Raw genomic sequence first — 2,882 nt, forward strand, 5'->3', positions numbered from 1 at the left:
ACGAAGAAGGAGTTGAATTCGGGGTATTGGGCTAGGACCACGCCATTTTCCGAGGCCTTGGATACTGCCGCGTTGAAGTCGTAGCGCGAGGCGGTGGCGGGCAGGTTGACCGCGTAGTTCATGACCTCGTCCTGGGCGCGCGCCTCGGAGGTGATTCCTGCGACGCCTTCCGCGTGAGTGGGGGCCCCGAACGCGGTGAGGGTGAGGCCGACTGTGAGGGCGGCCCCTCCCGCGATGAGGGCCTTCCATGAGCGTTGATGCATCAGAGTTCCTCGTTTCTGTGCTGCTGTGCTAACGGAGACGCGGCCCCTGGTCAGTCCAGACAGCGCGTCATCCAACAATGATTCCAAGGTTGCTGACAAACCTCATAGAGGGTTTCACATTTTAAGAAGTCTTGACCTTCTCAGGATTGGGCGGGAATGTCCGACTGTCGGAAGCCGACCAGATGTGAGCAAGCCCCGAATTCACAGGCGCGACCGGCGCACCTCATGAGGGGCGATCAAGCCTTGACACTCAACTACCGATCTTGCAATTCGTGCCGACATTCAGACCCAGGCATCGCACAATTGGCTTGACACTTTGGCGCATTCTGAAATATCTCATCATGCTTACACTGCACTCTCCGCCGTTTTACTTGTTTCTACCGATGTCATTACACATGGACATTCATCTTGACAGTTCCACTGTGACCCATCATCAGACATGTGATACGGTCAGAGACGGCAGTCATACCCGAGTGATGGGAGGCACCGATGCCAGCATCCGTTTACGTGAGCTTTGACGCGCCCGAGGGGGTGCCAGCCACGCCGAGGCGACTGCATGCTGCCCTGTCGGCGGTGCTGGACCTACCGCCGGGGGTCAGCCCAGCGAGGGCGGCGCGGTTTCCGACGCTGGCGCATCGACCACTGCATGGGGCGGGTGGTGTGAAGCCGTATTCGCTCGGAGAGTTGAGTCGTTCGGAGTCCAGGTTCGGGGTCGAGGTGCGCTTCTTGGACGATCGCCTGGTCGACACGCTTGACGCGTGGCTGGCGTGGGGTGGCGTCATGCGTCTCGGTGCGGGAACCGAGGATGACGCGGTGCTGGTTGCGACTGAGGGTCAGATCGTTAACCAGGCGTCGTGGGAGGAGTTGGCGCAGCGCGATCAGAACACCACGTGGGAGGTGCGCCTGGTGACTCCGACGACGTTTTCGTCGAAGGGGAATCATGTGCCGAGCTTGTCTCCTGCGACGATTGCGACGAGTTTGCAGCAGCGCTGGTGGGCGTGGAATCGGAGGCTCGCTCCTCCACGCATCGACCGGGATGCTATGGCGAGGGTGCTGGCGACGCAGGATTTCACGCGCGCGTCCATGGTGTCGCTGGCGATGCCGCGCAACGCGGGCCAGGGCCGCTTGAGTTCGCGTCGGNTGCCCGCCAGGGAGATGTCGCGCCCGGTCACGAGGAAGCGGACGTGCGGGAAGCCCCGTTCGAGGGCGCGCAGAACCTGGTCTGCGACGCCGAGGACCGTGATCGGGTCCATGTCTGCGGGGATCGTGACGCGCCCCGTGGTGTGTGCGAGGGTGGCCGCCGCGAGCGTCGGCGCTGTGTTCTCCGTAGTCATACTGCTTTTATTCTACTCTGCCGCCCCATCTTCCTCAGCCTCATCACCTTCGTATTAGCCTGTGTCTATGAACAAACAGGCCATTCACGGGGAAGCTGTCAGCGACGAACAGATTGATGCGTGGGTCGCAGAGGCAGAAGCCGGGTATGACGTTGAAATGCTGCGAAAAAACGGCAGCTTCACGCAATGAAAGCACGCCCACAGTATCTCTCCCTCCTGGAATATTGAGCCATGCCCACCCTCGAAGAACTCGTTTCANTCGAAGCTTTCGGGTTCGCCGACCTCGTCGACGATCTCGCGCAGGTCGGAGATCAGCTCGGCGCGCACCTGCGCCTCGGTGGGTTCGGGGGTGGGGCGCGAGGAGCGTAGCCGCTTCAGGATCGGGTCGGCCAGGTGGCTTATCTGTACCAGCCGGTCGGCGAAGCGGCTGCCCGCCAAGCCGATACCCTCGGGGTTACGCGCGCCCCATTGGGCGGGCAGGAAGGAGACGAAGAGGAGTTGCAGGGCCGCGATGACGGTCACCGCGACGAGGGCGACGCCCCACCACGGCAGGCGTGTGGCGACCAGGACGATGGTACCCATGACGGCGTAGACGACCTGCCAGAAGGTACGGAACGCGCGCAGCGACAGGAGCGTGCGGCGGCGGCGTTCGACGAGGCCGTACAGGAGGCGCGCGTTGCGTCGTTCCTCCTCGATCAGGTCTTCGACGCCGGCCAGGGTCAGACGCTGAATGGCCTGTTCGACGCACTGGGCGAGCGAGGCGAAGGCCAGGGAGATGAGCGCCAGGACCAGCAGGGCGATCGAGGGCACGTCCAGGATCGGCGAGGCCGGGGACGCCTCCAGGGGAAGCGTGAGGGTCATCGGGTGGCCAGGAAGGTGAGCAGGAGCTTGCGCTGGAGCGCGAACATGACTTCGCGCTCGGGGTCGGTCGCGTGGTCGTAGCCGAGCAGGTGCAGCATGCCGTGCGTGGCCAGGAGGAGCATTTCCTCGGCGGCGCTGTGGCCGGATTCTGCGGCCTGGCGGGCGGCGACCTGCGGGCAGATGCAGATGTCGCCGAGCATGCCGGGGGGCGTGGGGCGGTCGGCGGTGCCGGGGCGCAGCTCATCCATGGGGAAGCTCATGACGTCGGTCGGGCCGGGCAGGTCGAGCCAGCGCACGTGGAGGTCTTCCATCGGCTCGGGCTCGATGAAGATGATGTTCACTTCCGCGTCGGAGCTGACGTGCATCTGGTCGAGCACGTAGTCGGCCAGTGCGGAAAACTCGGCTTCGTTGATCTCGTAGTCGG

General features: G+C 63.6%; 3 protein-coding genes and 2 pseudogenes. 1 reads left to right on the top strand and 4 read right to left on the bottom strand.

Features of this window, described 5'->3' with window-relative positions:
• Together BQ7477_RS10620 and BQ7477_RS12875 are read right to left on the bottom strand one after the other, a co-directional pair.
• A pseudogene (locus BQ7477_RS10620) lies at positions 1–263 on the bottom strand (S8 family serine peptidase); the annotation flags it as partial.
• A gap of 1,127 nt (positions 264–1,390) precedes the next feature.
• Positions 1,391–1,597 (bottom strand): annotated as a pseudogene (locus BQ7477_RS12875) (PhoH family protein); the annotation flags it as partial.
• 67 nt (positions 1,598–1,664) lie between these two features.
• Between BQ7477_RS12875 and BQ7477_RS10635 the strand changes: the two are divergent.
• Entirely contained in the window at positions 1,665–1,787 is a 123-nt protein-coding gene (locus BQ7477_RS10635) for a toxin-antitoxin system antitoxin subunit (RefSeq protein WP_073983875.1), read from the top strand.
• Positions 1,788–1,852: 65 nt separating this feature from the next.
• Here BQ7477_RS10635 and BQ7477_RS10640 read toward each other — a convergent pair whose 3' ends face one another.
• Entirely contained in the window at positions 1,853–2,458 is a 606-nt protein-coding gene (locus BQ7477_RS10640) for a DUF21 domain-containing protein (RefSeq protein WP_234968824.1), read from the bottom strand.
• Positions 2,455–2,882 (bottom strand): rRNA maturation RNase YbeY (gene ybeY / locus BQ7477_RS10645; RefSeq protein WP_073983890.1); only part of this gene is annotated, 428 nt, incomplete at its 5' end. The genes ybeY and BQ7477_RS10640, both read right to left, overlap by 4 nt.

Source organism: Actinomyces bouchesdurhonensis, assembly GCF_900128465.1.
Classification (GTDB): Bacteria; Actinomycetota; Actinomycetes; order Actinomycetales; family Actinomycetaceae; genus Pauljensenia; species Pauljensenia bouchesdurhonensis.